At 65.1% G+C, this 19,097-nt stretch carries 16 protein-coding genes and 1 pseudogene; 6 read left to right on the top strand and 11 right to left on the bottom strand.

Translation table 11 applies throughout. From position 1 onward, the window contains the following. Window positions 1–305: 305 nt before the first annotated feature. From QM682_RS03780 to QM682_RS03770, 3 genes are all read right to left on the bottom strand, one after another. Window positions 306–1,151 carry an aldo/keto reductase gene (locus QM682_RS03780; protein WP_415127251.1) on the bottom strand — a complete coding sequence of 282 codons (846 nt, stop codon included), beginning with the start codon at window positions 1,149–1,151 and terminating at the stop codon, window positions 306–308. Between the two features lie 149 nt (window positions 1,152–1,300). Next, window positions 1,301–3,136: a dihydroxy-acid dehydratase gene (ilvD, locus tag QM682_RS03775; RefSeq protein ID WP_415127249.1), complete on the bottom strand. Its 1,836-nt coding sequence runs from the start codon at window positions 3,134–3,136 to the stop codon at window positions 1,301–1,303. Window positions 3,137–3,367: 231 nt separating this feature from the next. Further along, window positions 3,368–3,997: a hypothetical protein gene (locus QM682_RS03770; RefSeq protein WP_415127247.1), complete on the bottom strand. Its 630-nt coding sequence runs from the start codon at window positions 3,995–3,997 to the stop codon at window positions 3,368–3,370. 255 nt (window positions 3,998–4,252) lie between these two features. Here QM682_RS03770 and QM682_RS03765 point away from each other — a divergent pair, with 255 nt between their 5' ends. Next, complete coding sequence (locus QM682_RS03765) at window positions 4,253–4,501, top strand: hypothetical protein (RefSeq protein ID WP_415127245.1); 249 nt, start codon at window positions 4,253–4,255, stop codon at window positions 4,499–4,501. On the opposite strand, the gene QM682_RS03760 is transcribed toward QM682_RS03765, so the two are convergent. Continuing rightward, on the bottom strand, window positions 4,498–5,367 hold the full coding sequence (locus QM682_RS03760) for an oxidoreductase (RefSeq protein ID WP_415127243.1): 870 nt from the start codon (window positions 5,365–5,367) through the stop codon (window positions 4,498–4,500). The genes QM682_RS03765 and QM682_RS03760 overlap by 4 nt on opposite strands. A gap of 140 nt (window positions 5,368–5,507) precedes the next feature. Beyond that, the gene (locus tag QM682_RS03755) at window positions 5,508–5,639 is read right to left on the bottom strand and encodes a hypothetical protein (RefSeq protein ID WP_415127241.1); all 132 of its coding nucleotides are present in this window, start codon (window positions 5,637–5,639) and stop codon (window positions 5,508–5,510) included. Between the two features lie 339 nt (window positions 5,640–5,978). Here QM682_RS03755 and QM682_RS03750 point away from each other — a divergent pair, with 339 nt between their 5' ends. Continuing rightward, on the top strand, window positions 5,979–8,267 hold the full coding sequence (locus QM682_RS03750; RefSeq protein ID WP_415127239.1) for an Orn/Lys/Arg decarboxylase N-terminal domain-containing protein: 2,289 nt from the start codon (window positions 5,979–5,981) through the stop codon (window positions 8,265–8,267). 45 nt (window positions 8,268–8,312) lie between these two features. Here the strand turns inward: QM682_RS03750 and QM682_RS03745 are convergent, their stop codons facing one another. Continuing rightward, window positions 8,313–9,866, bottom strand: coding sequence for an MDR family MFS transporter (locus QM682_RS03745; protein WP_415127237.1), 1,554 nt, complete (start codon window positions 9,864–9,866; stop codon window positions 8,313–8,315). 131 nt (window positions 9,867–9,997) lie between these two features. On the opposite strand from QM682_RS03745, the gene QM682_RS03740 reads away from it, so the two are divergent. Then, entirely contained in the window at window positions 9,998–10,513 is a 516-nt protein-coding gene (locus QM682_RS03740; RefSeq protein ID WP_415127235.1) for a MarR family winged helix-turn-helix transcriptional regulator, read from the top strand. A gap of 419 nt (window positions 10,514–10,932) precedes the next feature. Continuing rightward, the gene (locus tag QM682_RS03735; RefSeq protein ID WP_415127233.1) at window positions 10,933–12,897 is read left to right on the top strand and encodes a bifunctional 2',3'-cyclic-nucleotide 2'-phosphodiesterase/3'-nucleotidase; all 1,965 of its coding nucleotides are present in this window, start codon (window positions 10,933–10,935) and stop codon (window positions 12,895–12,897) included. 13 nt (window positions 12,898–12,910) lie between these two features. Here the strand turns inward: QM682_RS03735 and QM682_RS03730 are convergent, their stop codons facing one another. The 5 genes from QM682_RS03730 to rocF all read right to left on the bottom strand — a co-directional run bounded on the left by QM682_RS03730 (window position 12,911) and on the right by rocF (window position 17,957). Beyond that, entirely contained in the window at window positions 12,911–13,885 is a 975-nt protein-coding gene (locus QM682_RS03730) for a TerC family protein (RefSeq protein ID WP_415127231.1), read from the bottom strand. A gap of 160 nt (window positions 13,886–14,045) precedes the next feature. Next, complete coding sequence (locus QM682_RS03725) at window positions 14,046–14,780, bottom strand: GNAT family N-acetyltransferase (RefSeq protein WP_415127229.1); 735 nt, start codon at window positions 14,778–14,780, stop codon at window positions 14,046–14,048. After that, window positions 14,777–15,904, bottom strand: a complete 1,128-nt coding sequence (gene menC / locus QM682_RS03720; protein ID WP_415127227.1) for an o-succinylbenzoate synthase — start codon at window positions 15,902–15,904, stop codon at window positions 14,777–14,779. The genes QM682_RS03725 and menC overlap by 4 nt, the downstream gene beginning before the upstream one ends. 66 nt (window positions 15,905–15,970) lie before the next feature. Further along, the gene (locus tag QM682_RS03715; RefSeq protein WP_415127225.1) at window positions 15,971–17,020 is read right to left on the bottom strand and encodes an ornithine cyclodeaminase; all 1,050 of its coding nucleotides are present in this window, start codon (window positions 17,018–17,020) and stop codon (window positions 15,971–15,973) included. Between the two features lie 10 nt (window positions 17,021–17,030). Further along, complete coding sequence (rocF, locus tag QM682_RS03710) at window positions 17,031–17,957, bottom strand: arginase (RefSeq protein WP_415127223.1); 927 nt, start codon at window positions 17,955–17,957, stop codon at window positions 17,031–17,033. A 110-nt stretch (window positions 17,958–18,067) separates the two neighbouring features. Between rocF and QM682_RS03705 the strand changes: the two genes are divergently transcribed. Continuing rightward, a complete protein-coding gene (locus QM682_RS03705; protein WP_415127221.1) occupies window positions 18,068–18,505 on the top strand; it encodes an Lrp/AsnC family transcriptional regulator in 438 nt (145 codons plus the stop codon). Between the two features lie 144 nt (window positions 18,506–18,649). Next, window positions 18,650–19,097, top strand: a pseudogene (locus tag QM682_RS03700) (IS5 family transposase); the annotation flags it as partial.

The raw sequence follows: 19,097 nt of genomic DNA, 5'->3' as shown, positions 1-19,097 counted from the left end.
CCATGCCCGAGCCGTGACAGTGCCGGTCCGAAAACCGAAAGCGTTCCGCAGGTTCAGCGCGTGGTCCCCCGGCTGGTGACTGCAAGGCGGCTTGCCTGCCCCATGCATCCTTTTGTTATTCCTGCCGCTGATCCGCCGGGCAGATGGTGCGGATATGCTTTGCCCGGCCAGGATGCGGGCCGATACAAGGTCGGATGCGGCGAGCCTGGCGGACCTGGGCTGGCGGATCTGGGCTGGCGGGCCACCCTTGGGAGTGGCCCCCGCGCCGGGCGGGTCATTCCACCGCCTTGACCTCGCGCGCTTTTTCAGAACTCTTCGTAGATCGCCGGATCCTGGTCCTTGTTGCGGCCATCGGGACGGGCCAGGGTGGCGATTCCGGCCATGTCCTGCGGACTTAGTTCGAAGTCGAAGATCGACAGGTTCTCGACCTGGCGCTGGGACGAGGCCGCTTTGGGGATCGGCAGCGAGCCGATCTGCACATGCCAGCGCAGGATGACCTGCACCACGCTGCGGCCCAGCCTTTGGGCGATCTGGGCGATCACGGGTTCCTGCAAGACGCTGTTGCCGCGACCGATGGGACTCCAGCCTTGGCTCACGATGCCATGGGCCTTGTCATAGGCCAGTTGCTCGGGCTGGGGGAAATAGGGATGCAGCTCGATCTGGTTGACCGCCGGGGTCACGCCGCTTTCGGCGATCAGCCGGTCCAGATGCTCGGGCAGGAAGTTGCAGACCCCGATGCTGCGGATCAGCCCGCGCTTGCGCGCCTCGACCAGCGCGGCCCAGGCTTCGGGGTAAAGTCCCCGCGCGGGGTTCGGCCAATGGATAAGATACAGATCGTAATAATCCAGCCCCGCACGATAAAGCGATTCCTCGACGGTGATCAGCGCGGCGTCGTATTGCTGGTGCCGCCCCGGCAGTTTCGAGGTTACGATCAACTGATCGCGCGGGACGCCCGATTGCCGGATCGCCTCGCCAAGCGCGCCTTCGTTTTCATAGTTGAAGGCGGAATCCAGCAGGCGATAGCCGTTGCGGATGGCCTGGGCCATGTCCTTGGCCCCTTGCGCGCCGTTCATCTTGTAGGTGCCGAAGCCGATGGCCGGGATCCGGGTGCCGTCGTTCAGGCGCAGTTGCGGGATCTGTTCGGGATGCATGCGTGGCTCCTTGTCCATGGCCGGGGCGAGACGCCCGGCGATGCGAGGGGAAAGCGCCGGCCCGTGGGAAAGGGTTCCCGCATGGCGGGCTTGCGGGCCGAGAAGGCCCCGCCGCGTCCTGGCGGGGCCCTGAGCGGATATAGCGGGCCTTATTCCGGCAGGATGCGCACCGCGCCCTTATCGGCCGAAGCTGCGAAAGCGGCATAGGCTTTCAGCGCCGTGGTGACGTTGCGCTTGCGCGGCTGGGCGGGTTTCCAGCCCAGGCGGTCCTGCTCTGCCCGGCGCGCGGCCAGTTCCTGATCCGAGAGCTTCAGGTTGATGGTGCGGTTCGGGATGTCGATCTCGATGATGTCGCCGTCGCGCACCAGGCCGATGGCGCCGCCCTGCGCGGCCTCGGGCGAGGCATGGCCGATCGACAGGCCCGAGGTTCCGCCCGAGAAGCGCCCGTCCGTGATCAGCGCGCAAGCCTTGCCCAGGCCGCGCGATTTCAGATAGCTGGTCGGATACAGCATCTCTTGCATTCCAGGCCCGCCCTTGGGGCCTTCATAGCGGATCACCACAACGTCGCCGGCCTGGACCTTCTTGCCCAGAATGCCGCTGACTGCCGCATCCTGGCTTTCATAGACCACGGCGGGGCCGGTGAATTTCAGGATCGACTCGTCCACGCCGGCCGTCTTCACGATGCAGCCGTCCAGCGCGATATTGCCCTTCAGCACCGCCAGGCCCCCATCCGCCGTGAAGGGCGAGTTGACCGAGCGGATGACGCCGTTCTGCCGGTCCAGGTCCAGCGTGTCCCAGCGCGCCTGCTGCGAAAAGGCCACCTGCGTCGGAATTCCCCCCGGCGCGGCCCGGAAGAAGTCATGCACCGTTTCGCTGTCGGTGCGGCTGATGTCCCAGCGGTCGATGGCCTCGCCCAGGGTGGGGCTGTGGACCGTGGGCGTATCGCGATGGATCAGCCCGCCGCGCTCAAGCTGGCCCAGGATCGCCATGATGCCGCCGGCGCGGTGGACATCCTCCATATGCACGTCCTGCTTGGCGGGGGCGACCTTTGCCAGGCAGGGCACCTTGCGGCTGAGCTGGTCGATATCGGTCATGCCGAAATCGATCCCGCCCTCATAGGCGGCGGCCAGGATATGCAGCACCGTATTGGTCGAGCCGCCCATGGCGATGTCCAGCGACATCGCGTTTTCGAACGCCTTCTTATTGGCCACATTGCGCGGCAGAACCGAGGTATCGTCCTGTTCGTAATAGCGCTTCGCCAGGTCCACGACGACATGCCCCGCCTCGACGAAAAGCCGCTTGCGGTCGGCATGGGTGGCCAGGGTCGAACCGTTTCCGGGCAGCGACAGCCCCAGCGCCTCGGTCAGGCAGTTCATCGAATTCGCGGTGAACATGCCCGAGCACGAGCCGCAGGTCGGGCAGGCCGAACGCTCGATCACCTTCACGTCCTCGTCCGAGACGTTTTCGTCTGCGGCGGCGACCATGGCATCCACCAGGTCCAGGGCATGGGTCTTGCCATGCATGACGACCTTGCCGGCCTCCATCGGTCCGCCCGAGACGAAGATGGCGGGGATGTTCAGCCGCATCGCCGCGTTCAGCATGCCGGGGGTGATCTTGTCGCAATTGCTGATGCAGACCATGGCATCGGCGCAATGCGCGTTCACCATATATTCCACGCTATCCGCGATCACCTCGCGCGAGGGCAGGGAGTAAAGCATCCCGTCATGGCCCATGGCGATGCCGTCATCCACGGCGATGGTGTTGAACTCCTTGGCAATGCCGCCCGCCGCCTCGACCTCGCGCGCGACCAGTTGGCCCAGGTCCTTCAGATGGACATGGCCGGGCACGAATTGGGTGAAGGAATTGACGATGGCGATGATCGGCTTGCCGAAATCGCCGTCCTTCACGCCGGTCGCACGCCAGAGGCCACGGGCCCCTGCCATATTGCGGCCATGCGTGGTGGTCCGGGAGCGATAGGCTGGCATTGCGTAACTTTCCTGCTGTGCGGATGCCGCCCGCAAGGTGAGCGGCGATCCAAGGGTGATGGGGCGAAGCCGACACGATGTCAAATACCGAATCGATCAAACGCACCGCCCCCCGAATGCATTCAGGGGGCGGGTTTGTTTGCCTTTATACCATCACCGTCGCCACAATCCCATCCCACCTGCCCCCCGCGACGCCTGCCCAATCGCAGGCGACCGCCGGGATCGCAGGGCCTAATGCCAGGCCGGGGAGCGGGGTTTCAGCAGGGCGATGATCTGGTCCATCTCCCGGATCTCGGGGTCGGTCCAGCCCGCGCGCGACAACCGCAGGGTCAGGGCCTCGTCCGGGGCGGATTGCCGCAGCCGACGCCAGGTATGCTCCAGCGCGGTCGCCAGCCGGTCGCCCAGCCTTTCGCGCAACTGGTCGCGCATGCGATAGCGCGCCTGGGCGGGCGGCTCTTCCAGCAGGCGATGCGCCTCGGCCAGCACGGCCTGGCTAAGGTCGCTGCCGGACATCCATTCGGACCCCAGACCTGTCGCGTCCTTCTGGCTGTCGGCCAGCAATTCGATATATTGCGCCTGCCGCGCATGGCCGCTCAGGATCGCGGCGAAGGCCGCGATGGCGCGCCGCTCCCATATGGTGAAAAGGCCGGGACGCGCGGGATATAGCAAAGCGGTCGCGCTGGGGCGGGGGGATACCTCGACCGGCTGGCGGTTCAGGCCCAGCATGCGCTGGCCAAAGCCGCGCAGATGGTCCAGCATGCCGCGCGTTGCCGCTCCGCCGCTGGTCAGCGATGGCCCCCAGCGTCCTTCCATGTCCGAGACCGACAGGAATGAGCTGCGTTCGACGGATTTGAGATACATGGCCTGAACTCCTGATGCTATCGCCATGAGATGCAAGATAGGGGCGCGCCGAAGAAAAGACGATAGGTAAGGTCGTTTTAAATTGCCCCCTCTGATAGATGGTTTTTCCGCCTATGCGGATGGCGAAGAAAATTTCCGTTGCCGGATGGCAAAAACCGGGTCTTTCGGCCGATGCGGCGGCGTGCCCCTTGGACAGACGGGTTTTGTCGACTGATCGAATCGTGTATCTTGCCCGCATCGATGCAGGAGAAGCCGATGACGATTCAAAGCCCCGTTGCCCCAGACCTGGCCCGCCCCGAGACGGGAGAGCTTTTTTCGGTCCGGCTGGTTGACCTGCGCACGGGCCAGGTGCCGCGATTGAACGGTATCCCGCTGAGCATCCTGACCCATGCGCCGCGCGCGGCGGTGGGTCAGTTGATGCGGGGGCGTGATCGCAGTATTTGGCGGGCCGAGATCGAGCCGCTGCATAGCGGCGCGGGCAAGCGCAGGACGGTGACCGCCTAGGCCGCGCCGGCCAGCCCGTCCAGTGCCCGCAACTGCTCGGGTGCAAGGGTAAGGCTGGCCGCATCCAGATTCTCGCGCAGATGGTGGCGCGACGAGGTGCCGGGGATCAGCAGGATGTTCGGACCGCGCGCCAGAAGCCAGGCCAGCGCCAGCTTCTGGGGCGTGGTTTCCGCTTCGGCGGCCAGCCGTTCCAGCCCCGAGGATTGCAGCGGCGTGAAGCCGCCCAGCGGGAAGTAGGGGATGTAGGCGATGCCCTCGGCGGCAAGCGCGTCGATCATCGCGTCGTCCTGGCGATGGACCAGGTTGTAATGGTTCTGAACGCAGACGATCGGCGCGATGTCGCGGGCGATGCGCAATTGCGCGGCGCTGACGGTGCTGATGCCGATATGGGCGATCAGACCCTGTTCCTGCATGTCGCGCATGACGCGCATGGGGGCGGCGATATCGTCCTCGGGTCCGCCCATGCGCAGGTTGACGATGGGCATCCGTGGCAGGTCCAGCCGGTCCAGATTGTCCTGGACCGAGCGGCGCAGGAAGTCGCCGTCGCGTTGCAGGATCCAGTCGCCCTTGTCGTTGCGCCAGGCACCGATCTTGGTAACCAGAACCAGTTCAGTCGGATAGGGCGCCAGCGCCTGGCGGATCAAGTCGTTGGTGACATGGGGACCGTAGAAGTCGCTGGTGTCGATGTGATCGACCCCCAGCGCCACCGCCTCGCGCAGGACGGCCAGTGCCTCATCGGGGTCTTTCGGCGGGCCGAACACATGTGGACCGGCCAGTTGCATGGCGCCATAACCCATCCGGTTCACCGAAAGGCCGCTGTCGGGAAAAGTGAAGCGGCCAGCGGCCGCCGCGGGGTTCTGGGTCATGGTCAAGTCCATCCTGCCGGGCATCCTGTCTGGAGCTATCCGGGAAAAAGCAAGCGGCGGGAAGATCCCGCCGCCCGATTTCCTGGAAACCCCGGTCGCCGTCAACAGACGCCGGCGAATCTTGATGTCGCTAGAGGTGGTCAGGCCGACCCCTTCATGTCAGACGACTTGGCCTTGGGCTCTTCCTCGAGCACGCCGTTGGCGCCTTTCAGCCGTTGCCGCTCTTCGATCAGGGCGCGCTTCAGCGCCATTTTGAACGAGTTGCTTTTCATCCCAGATCCTCCCGTTACAATGGCAGCGAGAGTGCTGCGCAACATAACAACCCTAGCACCAATCGCGAAGTATTTCACTTATGAAATGTCTCGCGAGGGGATTTTCCCTGGTCCAGGTCGAAACTGCCCAAGAAATCGGCGTCCACAAGGCGGATTTTCGGGCGGATGGGCGGAATCGGGGATGACGCCAAGGCGGAGGATCCGCCGCGCTCGCGCTTTGCGGGACAGGCTCTCTTGACGGCGCTGCCATCAGGGGAAAGAAACGCAGCCAAACCGGACGCGGGCGGTAACCACCTTGGGCCAAGCGCGTTCCGCCGGAAGTCCCCTCAGGAGGAACGCATGAAATTCCGCTTTCCCATCGTCATCATCGATGAGGATTTCCGCTCCGAGAACTCGTCCGGCTTCGGCATCCGCGCGCTGGCGCAGGCCATCGAGGACGAGGGATTCGAGGTGCTGGGCGCGACCAGCTTCGGCGATCTGTCGCAATTCGCCCAGCAGCAGTCACGCGCCTCGGCCTTCGTGCTCTCGATCGACGACGAGGAATTCAGCCCCGGCCCGGAACTGGATCCGGTGATCGTCAACCTGCGCAGCTTCATCGAGGAGGTGCGCTGGAAGAATGCCGATGTCCCGATCTATGTCTATGGCGAGACGAAGACCTCGCGCCACCTGCCCAACGACATCCTGCGCGAATTGCACGGGTTCATCCATGCCTTCGAGGACACGCCGGAATTCGTCGCCCGCCATATCATCCGCGAGGCCAAGACCTATCTGGAAGGGATCCAGCCCCCGTTCTTTCGCGCGCTGCTGGATTACGCCGAGGACGGGTCCTATTCCTGGCATTGTCCGGGCCATTCGGGCGGGGTCGCCTTTCTGAAAAGCCCCATCGGCCAGATGTATCACCAGTTCTATGGCGAGAACATGCTGCGCGCCGATGTCTGCAACGCGGTCGAGGAACTGGGCCAGCTTCTGGAACATAATGGCGCCATCGGGGCTTCGGAACGCAATGCGGCGCGGATCTTCAACGCCGATCACTGCTTTTTCGTGACCAATGGCACCAGCACCTCGAACAAGATGGTCTGGCACCATACCGTGGCGCCGGGGGATGTGGTCGTGGTGGACCGCAATTGCCACAAGTCGATCCTGCATTCGATCATCATGACCGGCGCGATCCCGGTCTTTCTGAAGCCCACGCGCAACCATTTCGGCATCATCGGCCCGATCCCCTACAGCGAGTTCGAGATCGAGACGATCCAGGCCAAGATCCGCGCCAATCCCCTGCTGCAAGGGGTGGATGCCGCGACCGTCAGGCCGCGCATCCTGACGCTGACGCAATCGACCTATGACGGCGTGCTTTACAATACCGAGGTGATCAAGGGCATGCTGGACGGCTATGTCGAGAACCTGCATTTCGACGAGGCATGGCTGCCCCATGCCGCGTTTCATCCGTTCTACGGCAGCTATCACGCGATGGGCCGCAAGCGCGCCCGCACGCGGCATTCCGTGACCTATGCCACGCAGTCGATCCACAAGCTGCTGGCCGGGATCAGCCAGGCCAGCCATGTGCTGGTCCAGGACAGTCAGTCGATCAAGCTGGACCGGCATCTGTTCAACGAATCCTACCTGATGCACACCTCGACCAGTCCGCAATATTCGATCATCGCCAGTTGCGACGTGGCCGCCGCGATGATGGAGCCGCCCGGCGGGACCGCGCTGGTCGAGGAATCGATCCTTGAGGCGCTGGATTTCCGCCGCGCCATGCGCAAGGTCGATGACGAATTCGGAGAGGAGGATTGGTGGTTCAAGGTCTGGGGGCCGGATGAGCTTGAGGAGGAGGGCATCGGCCGCACCAAGGACTGGGTTCTGCGCCGCACCGATGCCGATGGCGTTCAGCGCGACGGCGAGGATGCCTGGCACGGCTTCGGCGACATGGCGCCCGGCTTCAACATGCTGGATCCGATCAAGGCCACGATCATCACTCCCGGTCTGAACATCGACGGCCGCTTCGAGGATTGGGGCATTCCCGCCAGCATCGTCACCAAATACCTGGCCGAGCATGGCGTGGTGGTCGAGAAGACGGGGCTTTACAGCTTTTTCATCATGTTCACCATCGGCATCACCAAGAGCCGCTGGAACACGCTTCTGGCCGCGCTTCAGCAGTTCAAGGACGATTACGCCAAGAACCAGCCGATGTGGCGGATCATGCCGGAATTCTGCCAGAAGCAGCCGCGCTATGAACAGATGGGCCTGCGCGACCTGTGCCAGCATGTCCATGCGCTTTACGCCAAATACGACGTGGCGATCCTGTCCACCGAGATGTATCTAAGCGACCTGACCCCGGCGATGAAGCCCAGCGAGGCGTTTTCGCATATCGCGCGCCGCACGACCGAGCGTGTCGCCATCGACGAGCTTGAGGGGCGCATCACCACCAGCCTGGTGACGCCCTATCCTCCGGGCATTCCGCTGCTGATTCCGGGCGAGGTATTCAACGCCAAGATCGTGCAATATCTGCGCTTCAACCGCGAATTCGCCCGCGAATGTCCGGGGTTCGAGACCGACATCCACGGTCTGGTGCAAGAGATCGGCCCCGACGGACGAGTGCATCACTATGCCGATTGCGTGGCGGAATAAAAATGTTCAGATGCAACATATTGCATCTGATATGTAAGGTGTTTTCTAGATGGCCTGGGCCGCCGCCGGGGTTGGTTCGGCCTGGTTGCCGGGCTGCTGCTCGGGCATTGTGGGGGCCAGCCGTGCCGGGCGCAGCAGGACCGCGGCCAGAAAGCCCAGGGCGGTGATCAACACGGCGGCCAGATAGACCCAGGCGAAGGCCCCGCCATAGGCGGCCGCGACCGCCTGGTGCAGCGGCGCGGGCAGCGCGGCCATCCGGTCGGGCGTCACCTGCGCCATGTCGCCCGCGCCCTCGATATGGGCGGCGGTCAGCCGATCCGTCAGGATCGCGCCATAGACCGAGATCGCAAGCGAGGCGCCCCCCATCCGGGCCAGCGTCACCGCGCCCGTCGCCGCCCCCACGTCGCGGCTTGGCGCGCTGACCTGGACGCCGATCACCGGACCCTGCTGTCCCAGGCCGATGGCGATGCCCTGGCACAGCAGCAGCGCCGCGATGATCCAGAAAGGCACCCCCTGCCGCAGCAAGGACAGCCCGAACAGGCACAGAATCGCCAGGCCCTGCCCGATCACCATCCACGGCTTGTAGCGCCCCGTGGCCGCGATCAGCCGCCCCGCCGTCAACGAGCCGAGGGCGATCCCGCCCGTCACGGCGATGAAGAACAGCCCCGCCGAGGCCGGCGACAGGCCCGTGGTCATTTGCAGAAACAGCGCGTGATAGTTCACCATGCCGATACCGATGCCGCCGCTGGTGGCCGCGACGATCAGCAACAGCGCGAAATTGCGGTCCGCGAAAAGGTGCGGCGGGATGATCGGCTCGGGCGCGCGGCGCTCGATCCGCAGCCAAAGGGTCAGCGCCAGGGCCGAGATCGCCGGCAGGGCCAGCGCGGTGGGCGCCAGAAGCGAGCCGAAAAGCGACTGGCTGTCGGCCCAAAGCACGATCCCGGCGATAGCCAGGGCCAGCGTCGCGGCACCCTTATAGTCGATGCGGGGCTGACGCTCGGGGCGGCGATAGGGCAGCAGCAGCGCCAGCCCCGCCACCGCCAGGATGCCGATGGGCAGGTTGATCAGGAAGATCGAGCGCCAGCCCAGATACTGGCTCATCGTGCCGCCCAGAGTCGGCCCGACCGCGCCCGACGCCATCAGCACCAGGCTTGCAAAGCTTTGATATTTTGCTCTTTCGCGCGGGGCGAACAGATCCGCGTTGATCGAGAAGATCGAGACCATGATGCCGCCTGCCCCCAGCCCCTGGAAGGCGCGCGCGGCGATCAGGCTTGCCATCGACCAGGCCATGCCGCACAGGACCGAGCCCAGCGTGAACAGCGCCACCGCGAAGATCATCACATATTTGCGCCCGAACAGGTCGCCCAGCTTGCCATAGACCGGCATGATCGCGCTTTGCGCCAGCAGATAGGCCGAGCCGATCCAGCCGAAACGCTCGACCGCGCCGAATTCGCCGACAATGGTGGGCAGCGCGGTCGAGACCACCTGCATGTCCAGCGTCGCCATGAACATGCTGAGCATCAGAAAACTGAAAATGACCATGCGGCGCGATTGCGTCAGCCCCGAAGGGTCCCGAAAAGCTTGATTTGTATGTGGCATCGGCGCAGACTTTATGGGGCGCGAAGGAAAAGCGTAGGAGAAATGGCGCGGAAAGGGGCGCCTCGCGCCAGTATCGCGCGTGTATATGTCCCATAAGAATATATGTCAACAGCATATTTATGGAGGCGGCCATGACTGGGGCAGGCGAGCACGAGATCGAGCGGATATCCTCGGCCATGGGGCGGTTTCGCATTCTGGTCGGGCGGCGGGTGATCAGCCGCATCGCGCTGGCCAATGTGGCGCCCAGCCTGGACATCTCGGATCTGGATGTGCTGAGCCTCGTGCCGGGGCGCGAGCCTTCTGCGGTGCAGCGGGTCATGGTTGTGACCGAAGAGGTCTCGGTCGGCGATATCGCGCGCTATCTGCGCATCGATCCTTCGCGCGCCAGCCGGCTGATCGCGGATCTGGTGCAGCAGGGCTTCCTGCTGCGCGAGGCGGCTCAGGACGATGCCCGCCGCGCCGTGCTTCGCCGCAGCGACACGGGCGACCGCATCTTCGCCGAGATGCAGAAGGTCAAGTATGAGCTTTTGGTCGCCATCGTCGGCGACTGGCCCGATCAGAAGCGCGCCGCCTTCGCCGAAAGCTTCCCCGATTTCGTCAGCGCGCTGGAAGGCGAACTGGCCAATCGGACGGCCGAGGAGCCCTAGCTGTTCAGTCCCGGCACGCATGCGGGTCGGCGCGGCGTCCGGTCGCAGCCGCGCCGCGCGACATATCCAGGCGGGTCACGCTGCCCGGACCCTATCGGATGCCATTCAGCGGGTCTTGCGGCAGGGCATGGGCATGGGCATGGTCGCCCTCGACGTGACCGCCCCCAATGTGACCGTAGCCCATGACCTTCATAGCCTTGACCACGACATGGGGACAAAGCCTGCTCGGGCGGTATTTCGCCATGGTGACGCGGGCCGGTCGCCAGTCATGCCCTATCTGGCCCAGATCATGGCGGCATCATGGAGCCAGCGGGGGCGGGCGGCAATCGGCGCGATACCGCCCTGCCGCGCCGCCTTGAAGTTGCATCCCGGCCTTCGCTGCCCTTATCCTGACCGCATAGCAGCAGGAGAGAACCAGGATGACCATTTCACGCCGCCATTTCCTGATCGGCTCGGCAGGGGCGACGCTTGCGGCGATGCATCCCTTCTCGGTCCGGGCGCAGGCGGGACAGGCGCATCTGCGCATCCTGTCCACCACTGACGTGCATTGCCACGTCTATCCCTATGATTATTACGCCGATAAGGAAAACGACACGGTGGGCCTGTCGCGCACGGCAAGCCTGATCCAGGCGATCCGGGCCGAGGCCACGAATTCGATCCTGGTCGACAATGGCGATTATCTGCAAGGCAACCCCTTGGGCGATTTCATCGCCTATCGCCGGGGCATGAAGCCCGGCGACGTGCATCCCGTCATCGCCGCGATGAACGAACTGGATTACGATGCCGGCACGGTCGGAAACCATGAATTCAACTATGGCATCCCGTTTCTGGAGCATGTGAACCAGACCACGAATCGCCCTCTGGTCTGCGCCAATTTCGCGCGCGGGCTGGGGGCCGATCCCACGCAGGATGATCTGTTCTTCCAGCCCTATGTCGTTCTTGAGCGTCAGCTTGCCGATGGTTCGGGCCAGACGCGGCCGATCCGCATCGGCCTGATCGGCTTCGTGCCGCCCCAGATCATGCAATGGGACGCGGGCCATCTGGCGGGCCATTTCCAGACCCGCGACATCGTCGAGGCCGCCCGCGCCTGGGTGCCGAAGCTGCGGGCCGAGGGGGTGGATCTGGTCGTGGCGCTGTCGCATTCCGGCGTCTCGACCGATCCCTACGCGCCGGGGATGGAGAACGCCTCGTATCATCTGGCCGATGTCGAGGGGATCGACGCCATCGTCATGGGCCACGCGCATCGCGTCTGGCCGGGCGACGATTACGAGGGCGAGGGGCTGGACCCCGCGACCGGCCGGATCAAGGGCAAGCCGGCGGTGATGGCGGGCTTCTGGGGCTCGCATATGGGGCTGATCGATCTGATGCTGGAACATGACGGCGCGGGCTGGAAGATCGTCGAAGGCGCCTCGGAAGTGCGGCCGATCTATCTGCGCGGCGAGGATCGCAAGATCACCCCGACGGTGGGCGATGTGCAGGCCGTGCTGGACGCCGCCCGGCAGGGTCATGAGCAGACGCTGGAATATGTCCGGGCCGAGGTCGGCATGACCGATGCGCCGCTTTACAGCTATTTCGCCCAGGTGGCCGACGATCCCTCGGTCCAGATCGTGTCGCTGGCGCAGCTTTGGTATGTGGCCGAGATGCTGAAGGGCGGCAAGCACGAGGGCCTGCCGATCCTGTCGGCCGCCGCGCCCTTCAAGGCCGGGGGCCGGGGCGGCCCGGATTACTATACCGATGTCGCGGCGGGGCCTCTGGCGATCAAGAACCTGGCCGATCTGTATCTTTATCCCAACACCTTGCAGGCGGTGCGGGTGAAGGGCGGCGATGTCAAGGAATGGCTTGAGCGCGCGGCGGGCATGTTCAACCAGATTACGCCCGGCGCCCAGGACGCGCCGCTGCTGAACGCCGATTTCCCGGCCTATAATTTCGATACGATCGACGGGGTCAGCTATGTCATCGACCTGAGCCAGCCCTCGAAATACGACCCGGCCGAGGGGGGCGTGATCAACCCCGAGGCCAGCCGCATCCGCGACCTGACCTATCACGGCATCGCCCTGGATCCGGCCGAGGAGTTCATCATCGCGACGAACAATTACCGTGCCTCGGGCGGGGGCAAGTTTCCGGGCGCGGACGGCAGCACGGTGGTGCTGGCCGCCCCCGACACCAACCGCGACGTGCTTTTGCGCTATGTGCGCGAGCAGGGGACGATCTCGCCCTCGGCGGATGCGAACTGGCGCTTCGCCCCGATGGAGGGCACCACCGTCATCTTCGAGACAGGCCCCAAGGCGCGCGACTATCTGGAGGCCGTGCGCGCGCGGGGCCTGAAGATCGAGGAGGCGGGCGAGGGCGAAGGCGGCTTCTCGCGCTTCCGCATCTCGCTTTGAGCATTGCCGGGGGTCAGGCCGCCGCCTGGCCCCTGGTCTTCCAGACCGAGAACAGCACGCCCGCGCCCAGGATGGCGAAGGTGATGCCCAAGGACCAGCTTGGCGGGAATTTCTGCCAGCCCATCAGATCCGCCACGAAGATCTTGGAGCCGATGAAGATCAGCAGCGCGGACAGCGCGTATTTCAGATAGGCGAAGCGGTGCAGGATCGCCGCCAGCGCGAAATACAGCGCCCGCAGGCCCAGGATCGCGAAGATGTTCGAGGTATAGACGATATAGGGATCGGTGGTGATGGTGAAGACCGCCGGGACCGAGTCGACCGCGAAGACCAGGTCCGCGATCTCGATCAGGACCAGCGCCAGCAGAAGCGGCGTCGCATGGCGGCGCGGCCGGCCCGAGGGGTCGGGGCGCTTGACCATGAAGGCGTTGCCGTGCAGTTGATCGGTCACGCGAAAGCGGCGCTTGATGAATTTTAGCACGGGGTTCCGGGACAGGTCCGGCGCCTGCTCGCCGACGAACAGCATCTTGACGCCGGTAAAGGCCAGAAACAGCGCGAAGATATAAAGCACCCAATGGTAGTTCGCGATGATGCCGGCGCCCAGGCCGATCATGATCCCGCGCAGCACGATCACGCCCAGGATGCCCCAGAACAGCACCCGGTGCTGATACTGGCGCGGCACCGCGAAGAACCCGAAGATCAGCGCGATGACAAATACGTTGTCCATGGCCAGGGTCTTTTCGACCACGAAGGCGGTCAGGTAATCCGCCGTCGGCTCCCAGCCCATCTGCCAATAGACGAAGCCCGAAAAGCCCAGGCCCAGCAGGATATACATCGCCGAGAGGCGCAGGCTTTGCGCCACCCCGATCTGGTGGTCGCCGCCCTTGTGCAGCACGCCCAGGTCGAAGGCCAGCAGCGCCGCGACCAGGCCGATGAACAAAAGCCACATCCAAAGCGGCTTGCCCATGAACAGTATCAGCAGAATTTCCATATGTCGTCAGACCTCATGCGTTTGCGCGAACGGCATCGCGAGGTCTGCCAACAAGCTGCCGGGCTGCCATCGAGATGCTCTCGATGCGGTCCGACATGGCGTGCTTGCACGTCAGAGGGGCCCGGCCCGCCCCCGCCATATGGGGCCGGCGGGCGGGCGTTCAAGTCCCGGCGGGCGGGTTCATGTCCGGTCCCAGCAGATAGGCTGGGCCGTCGCGGTCGAAGCCGGTGATGCGAAGGCCCTGGGCGAAGGCATCGCGCAGCGCCGCGCGCAGCGTCAGGCGCCGGTCCAGCGCCTGCGCCGGATCCTGGGCCAGCAGGGCGTCCAGATCGCGGGGGATGGGCAGGCGCAGGACATGATGATGATGGGGCGCGGGCGCCGCGCCCGCCGCCAGGGCCGCGACATGCGGCGCGTCCAGCCGCCAGTCCACCCGCAGCCGGTCCGAGGGCAGGCCCGCGTTGATCCCCTGCATCGCGCCGTAATAGTCTTCGAGATAGGTCCCGCAAGTGCCACCCAGGGCCGAGATGTTCAGGCCGGCATTCACCGCGCGCAAGGGATCGTAGGTCCAGCGCACAAGCGTGATCCCACGCGCAAGGCACCAGTCGCGCTGGAACCATTTCAGCCGCAGGCCCAGCTTCAGACCCCGCGCCTCGGGCAGCACGGCCAGCCGGTGCGAATGCTGGATGCCCGGCGCGGCGCTGGGAAAGGCGAACAGGAAGCCCAGCATCCGCCCGTCCAGGAAGGCCCCGGCGACCAGCCCCCCTTCATGCTGGATCGCCAGCATCAGGTCGGCATTGTCGGCCGGATCGTTCTTGCCCCAGACGGCGCGTTGCAGATCCTCGGAATGTTTCAACTCGGCCCGAGAGGCCAGTTCGCGCAGGATGGGCCGGCTCATGCGCGGATCATCTCGGCGGCCGAGGAAACGCTGTCCAGGAAGGGCCGGTCCAGCGTCACGCCCAGGCCCGGCCCATGGCGCGGCACCGCGATCAGGCCATTTTCGGCCTCAAGAGGCTGCTCGACTATATCCCTTTTGAAATAGCGACTTGCCGATGAGATGTCGCCCGGTTTCAAGAAGTTTTGCAGGCTGGCCAGGTGGATGTTCTGCGCCCTTCCGATGCCGGATTCCAGCATGCCCCCGCACCAGACCGGCACGTCGAAGGCCGCGCAAAGGTCGTGGATGGCGCGGGCCTCGGCGAAGCCTCCGACGCGGCCCACCTTGATGTTGATCACCCGGCCCGCGCCCGCGACCAGCGCCTTGCGCGCGTCGCCGGCCGAGCGGATGCTTTCGTCCAGGCAAAGCGCGGTCACCAGGTGGCGCTGCATCTGGGCGTGGTCGATGAAATCGTCGAAGGCCAGCGGCTGCTCGATATAGTCCAGCGCGAACCCGTCCATCGCCTTCAGCACCGCCAGATCGCCCAGGCGGTAATCGGCATTGGCATCGACCGTCAGCCTGGCATCGGGATATTCGGCGCGGACGGCGGCAAGAAGCGCCAGGTCATGGCCGCGGCGGATTTTCAGCTTGATGCGCCGATAGCCCGCCTCAAGCGCGGCGCCGACGCGGGCTATTGTCGTGGGGATGTCGGCGATGCCCAGGCTGACGCCGACCTCGACGCGGTCGCGGACCCCGCCAAGCGCCGCTGAAAGCGGCAGGTTCAGCGCCTTGGCCCAAAGATCCCACAGCGCCATCTCGACCATGGCCTTGGCCATGCGGTGACCGCGCCAGGGGGCCAGCAGCGGCCCAAGCTGGGCGGGGCTGTCGAACCGCCGCCCGATCACCTGGGGCAGCAGCGCCTGGCGCAGGAAGGCAAGGGCTGCGGCCTGCGTTTCCTCAAGATAGTCCGGCAGCGGGTCCATGACGCCCTCGGCATGGCCCTCGATTCCCTCGGCGCGCAGGGTCAGCAGCGGAAAGACCTTCTCGGTCATCGTGCCGGTCGAGATGACGAAGGGCGTCAGCAGCGGCAGGCGGACGATGCGCAATTCCGCCGTTTCGATGCGGATACCGGGGAAAACAGGGGACATGCGGCGCCTTGGGCTGTTCGGGACGGGTTGGCCCGGCTTGCGGCCAATCCGTGCCAGGGGCAAGGGTCAGGCGGTTCCGGCCCGCAGGATCATGCCGAAAAGATCGCGCGGATCGTCGGGGTCGGCGATCATGTCCAGGTTCTGGTAAAGTCCCGACTCGGTCAACCGCAAATGGACATAGCGCAGGGCGCTGAAATCCTCGATGGCGAAGCCCACGCTGTCGAAAAGCGTGATCTGGCGCGCATCGGTGCGGCCCGGCGCCTGGCCCAGGATGACCTGCCACAACTCGGTCACGGGATGGTCGGGGGCAAGCTGCTGGATCTCGCCCTCGATCCGGGTCTGGGGCGGATATTCGACAAAGATGCCCGAGCGCAGAAGGATGTCGCGATGCAGTTCGGTCTTGCCGGGGCAGTCGCCGCCGACCGCGTTCAGATGAACGCCCTGGCCGATCATGTTGTCGGTCAGGATGGTCGCAAGCTGCTTGTCGGCGGTGCAGGTCGTGACGATCTGCGCGCCCAGGATGGCCTCTTCGGCGGTCCGGCAGGGGGTGACGGTCAGGCCGCGCCCGGTCAGATTGCGAGCGCATTTTTCCGTCGCCGCGGGGTCGATGTCGTAAAGCCGCACCTCCTCGATGCCGCAAACGGCCTTCATGGCCAGGGCCTGGAACTCGGCCTGAGCGCCGTTGCCGATCATCGCCATCACCCGCGAATCCCTGGGCGCCAGCCATTTCGCGGCCATGGCGCTGGTCGCGGCGGTGCGCAGCGCGGTCAGGATGGTCATCTCGGACAGCATGACCGGATAGCCCGTCGCCACATCGGCCAGAAGCCCGAAGGCCGTCACCGTCTGCAAGCCCCGCTTGGTGTTCGAGGGGTGGCCGTTGACATATTTGAAGCCATAGGTTTCCCCGTCCGAGGTCGGCATCAACTCGATCACCCCGATATCGGAGTGGCTGGCCAGGCGCGGGGTCTTGTCGAACAGCGGCCAGCGGCGGAAGTCGGCCTCGATCTCGGTTGCCAGGTCGGTCATCATCTGCTCGACGCCGACATGCAGCACCAGGCGCAGCATGTTCTCGACGCTGACGAAGGGCAGGAATGCCTGTTGGGAAGGTTTCAGCATGACAGGATACTCAGTTGAAGCTGCGGGTGGGACGATCAAAGACCTTCTTGCCCATCAGCGAGCCGGCCAGGTCGACCATCAGTTTCGCGGTGCGGCCGCGGACATCCAGGAAGGGGTTCAGTTCCACCAGATCCAGCGAGGTCATCAGCCCGGATTCGTGCAGAAGCTCGCAGACCAGATGCGCCTCGCGGAAGGTGGCGCCGCCGGGAACCGTGGTGCCCACGGCGGGCGCGATCGAGGGGTCCAGGAAATCCACGTCAAGGCTGACATGCAGCATCCCGTCCTCGGCCCGCACTTCGTCCAGGAAGTCGCGCAGGGGGGCTATGACGCCACGTTCGTCCAGAACGCGCATGTCGTTCATGCGGATTTCCGATTCCAGCAGTGCGGCATGCTCGGCCGGATCGACCGAGCGGATGCCGAAAAGGCAGATCCGCCGCTGCGGGACCGGCGCGGGAAAGGGCGGGAATGCCTCGAAATCCGGGCGGCCCGCGACATAGGCGACGGGCGTGCCGTGCAGGTTGCCGCTGATCGTGGTGCGCGGGGTGTGATAGTCGCTATGCGCGTCCAGCCATAGCAGGAACAGCGGCCGGTCCTGGCGCGCGGCATGTTCCGCCGCCCCGGCCACCGTGCCAAGCGCCAGGCTGTGATCGCCGCCCAGAACCAGAGGCATCCGGCCCTGGTCCAGCGCGTCACCGACCGTCTCGCGCAGCGCCGCCGTCCAGGCCAGCGTCTGCGGCAGTTGATCGACCACCGGGTTCGCACATTTGGCCTGGGGCAGCGCCTTCAGGCGCAGATCGCCCAGGTCCTGAACCTCATGCCCCATCTCGGCCAGGGTCGTGGCAATGCCTGCCACGCGATAGGCCGCCGGACCCATCAGGCATCCCGGGCGGCGCTGGCCGCTATCGACGGGCGCCCCAACGAGCGTAATCTTTGTCATCCTGCTCTCCTTTGCGGGGCAAGGATGGCGGGGGGTAGGGGTGACATCAAGCGGATTATCGGCTAATTTGCGTAGTCATATGACCAATATGAAAAGTGTAATAGCCCATTATGGACGATCTGGATCAGCGACTGATGGCCGAGCTGCGGCGCGACGGGCGCGCGGGAATCTCGGATCTGGCGGATCGTCTGGGGGCCAGCCGGGCCACCATCCGCAGCCGCCTGGAGCGGTTGAAGGCCGAGGGCGAGATCGTGGGCTTCACCGCCCTGACGCGGTCGGACCTGTCCGAGGCGCCGGTGCGCGGGCTGATGCTGATCGGGATCGAGGGGCGGGGCGCCGACCGCATCATGGCGCGCCTGACCGGCATGCCCGCCGTAAAGGCGGTGCATTCGACGAACGGCAAATGGGATCTGATCGTCGAGTTGGCGACCGAGTCCCTGGCCGAGTTCGACGATGTGCTGCGCCGGATCCGCGATCTATCTGGTGTTGCGACTTCGGAAACGAATTTGCTGCTGTCGACGCGCCGGGCGGGGGGCGGGCGGGGATAGGCAGTCGGAGATAGGAAAAGGGCTGCTCTTGGGGGCGGCCCTGTCTGTTCTGCGCGGGCAGCGGCTGGTTACCGTCAACTCGGGCGATTTCCTTCACGGTGATGACCCGGTAATGCTTCAAGCCCAAACGAGAAAAGCCCCCTTGGGGGCTTCGCCCGGATGATGGAGGGGCTGGCTCCGGAGGCTCCGGACCGGACGACGATCATGATTGATGCGACCCATCTGAAAGCGCACCGACGTCATCCAGCCTGCGGCTCAAAAAAGGGGGCGCGGGCGCCTGATCGGCCGCACGAAAGGCGGCATGAACACCAAGCTGCACGCCGTGACCGATGCGCAGGGGCGACCCATCCGTTTCTTCATGACGGCTGGACAGGTCAGCGGCTACACCGGCGCCATGGCCTTGCTCGGCAGTCTGCCCAAGGCCGACTGGCTCCTGGCTGATCGGGGTTACGACGCCGACTGGTTCAGGGAAGCCTTGAAAGACAAAGGGATGAAGGTCTGCATTCCGGGCCGGAAGAACCGCAAGACGCCCATCAAGCACGACAAGCGCCGCTACCGGATCGAGAACATGTCCGGCAAGCTCAAGGATTGG

Origin of the sequence: Paracoccus sp. (in: a-proteobacteria), from assembly GCF_047605025.1 — a bacterium.
Classification (GTDB): Bacteria; Pseudomonadota; Alphaproteobacteria; order Rhodobacterales; family Rhodobacteraceae; genus Paracoccus.
Note: the sequence above shows the minus strand (reverse complement) of the source record. Positions and strands in the feature narration are given on the sequence as shown.